Origin of the sequence: Halomonas sp. 707D4, from assembly GCF_024158685.1 — a bacterium.
Taxonomy (GTDB): domain Bacteria; phylum Pseudomonadota; class Gammaproteobacteria; order Pseudomonadales; family Halomonadaceae; genus Vreelandella.
This window is the reverse complement of record NZ_JAMZBD010000501.1, coordinates 1-2212: the sequence shown is the minus strand read 5'-3', so window position 1 is coordinate 2212 and position 2212 is coordinate 1. Positions and strand designations below refer to the sequence as shown.

Sequence of the window (2212 nt, the reverse complement as noted above, 5' to 3'; positions counted from 1 at the left end):
CAGCGCGAGCCCCGGGAGCGTGGCGACCTCGCGAGCCAGCGCCAGCGTCTGCTCGGGGGCGACGCCGGACTTGCTCGGCTCGCGGCTGATGTTGACCTGCAGGCAGACGTTGAGCGGCGGCAGGTGCGCGGGGCGCTGCTCGCTCAGGCGCCGGGCGATCTTTTCGCGCTCGACGCTGTGCATCCAGGCGAAGTGCTCGGCCACCGCGCGGGTCTTGTTCGACTGCAGCGGACCGATGAAATGCCACTCGATGTCGTCGAGGTCCGAAAGCGCGTGCTGCTTGTCGAGCGCCTCCTGCAGGTAATTCTCGCCGAAGGCGCGCTGGCCGTGGTGCCAGGCGTCGCGCACCATCGCCGCTGGCTTGGTCTTGCTGACCGCCAGCAGCCGAGCACCGCTCGCCGGGCGCCCGGCGGCGTCGAGGGCGCGGGCGAGACGTGACCGCGCCTGTTCCAGGGATTCGCCTAGCGCGATCTCTGCCATACTGAGGTACCTCATACCGCCGGGGAAGAGAGATGGATATTACCGAACTGCTGGCATTCTCGGCAAAGCAGAATGCGTCCGACTTGCACTTGAGCGCCGGCCTTGCGCCGATGATCCGGGTCGATGGCGACATTCACCGCCTCAACGTGCCCGCGATGACCCACAAGGAGGTGCTCGCGCTGATCCACGCGGTCATGAACGAGCGCCAGCGCCGCGAGTTCGAGGAGCAGCTGGAGACCGACTTCTCCTACGCGCTGCCCAAGGTGGCGCGCTTTCGGGTCAACGCCTTTCACCAGGCGCGCGGCGCCGGGGCGGTGTTTCGCACCATTCCGAGCGAGGTGCTGTCGATGCAGGCGCTGGGCCTGGGCGAGGTGTTCGAGCGCCTGGCGATGCTGCCGCGTGGCCTGGTGCTGGTGACCGGGCCCACCGGGTCGGGCAAGAGCACCACGCTCGCGGCGCTGATCGACTTCATCAACGAGCACCGCTTCGAGCACATCCTCACCATCGAGGACCCGGTCGAGTTCGTCCACGACAGCAAGCGCTGCCTGATCAACCAGCGCGAGGTGCACCGCGACACCCACAGCTTCGCCAACGCCTTGAGAAGCGCGCTGCGCGAGGACCCGGACGTGATCATGGTGGGCGAGCTTCGCGATCTGGAGACGATCCGGCTGGCGCTGACCGCGGCGGAAACCGGGCACCTGGTGTTCGCCACGCTGCACACCACCTCGGCGGCGAAGACCATCGATCGGATCATCGACGTCTTTCCCGGCGAGGAGAAGTCCATGGTGCGCTCGATGCTCTCGGAGTCGCTCCAGGCGGTGGTGGCGCAGACGCTGTTGAAGCAGCAGGGCGGCGGGCGGGTGGCGGCCCACGAGATATTGATCGCCACCTCGGCGGTGCGCAACCTGATCCGCGAGGACAAGGTCGCCCAGATCTACTCGGCGATGCAGACCGGCGTGAACTTGGGAATGCAGACCCTGAACGCCTCGCTCACGGCGCTGGTCAAGCAGGGCAAGGTGAGTTTCGAGGAGGCCCAGACTCGGGCCAACGGCGTGCTCACCAAGCCCTGAGGGCCGAGCCGCGAGGGTGCCTCACGCGGCGAAGAGGCCGCCGAGCACTCGGGGGCCGCGCGCGCCGGTCACCGAGGGAAGGTTGCCGGGCAGGCCTTCCAGGCGCCGGTGGGCGAGCCAGGCGAAGGCGCCGGCCTCGATCCAGTCCTCCGGCCAGCCGAAGGCGGCGGGGGAGGTGAGCGTGGCGTGGGGCAGATGGTGGGCCAGCCGGCTCATCAAATGCGTGTTGTGGGCGCCGCCGCCGCCGGTGATCAGCGTGATGGGGGGAGCGCCTGTCAGAAGCGTCTCGATGGCCCGGGCTACGCTCACGGCGGTCAGCTCGGCAAGCGTTGCCTGCACGTCGACCGCGCGCTCTTCGCCGCTCAGGCGAGCGTCGAGCCACGCCTCGTGAAACAGCTCGCGCCCGGTGCTGCGCGGCGGCGCGAGCGCGAAGAAAGGCTCTTCCAGCAGACGTGCCAGCAGCGCCTCGTCCACCCGGCCGCTCTTCGCCCAGGCGCCGCCCTCATCGAAGCGCGCCGTGGGCGTGGCGCCGTGGCGCGCGAACCAGGCGTCCATCAGCACGTTGGCGGGGCCGGTGTCGAAGCCGAGCACCGGCGCGGCGGGATCGGCGGGTAGCCAGGTGACGTTGGCGATGCCGCCGAGGTTGAGAATCAGGCGCTCGG

3 protein-coding genes are annotated in these 2212 nt (G+C 69.3%); 1 reads left to right on the top strand and 2 read right to left on the bottom strand.

Going from position 1 to position 2212, the window contains the following annotated elements; genetic code table 11:
• Positions 1–480: YggS family pyridoxal phosphate-dependent enzyme (locus BIS11_RS15805; RefSeq protein ID WP_253586512.1), on the bottom strand; the 480-nt coding region annotated here is incomplete at its 3' end.
• A gap of 32 nt (positions 481–512) precedes the next feature.
• Here BIS11_RS15805 and BIS11_RS15800 point away from each other — a divergent pair.
• The gene (locus BIS11_RS15800; protein ID WP_253586511.1) at positions 513–1550 is read left to right on the top strand and encodes a type IV pilus twitching motility protein PilT; all 1038 of its coding nucleotides are present in this window, start codon (positions 513–515) and stop codon (positions 1548–1550) included.
• Between the two features lie 21 nt (positions 1551–1571).
• On the opposite strand, the gene BIS11_RS15795 is transcribed toward BIS11_RS15800, so the two are convergent.
• Positions 1572–2212, bottom strand: a 641-nt coding sequence (locus BIS11_RS15795) for an anhydro-N-acetylmuramic acid kinase (RefSeq protein ID WP_253586510.1), incomplete at its 5' end; no start/stop codon positions are given.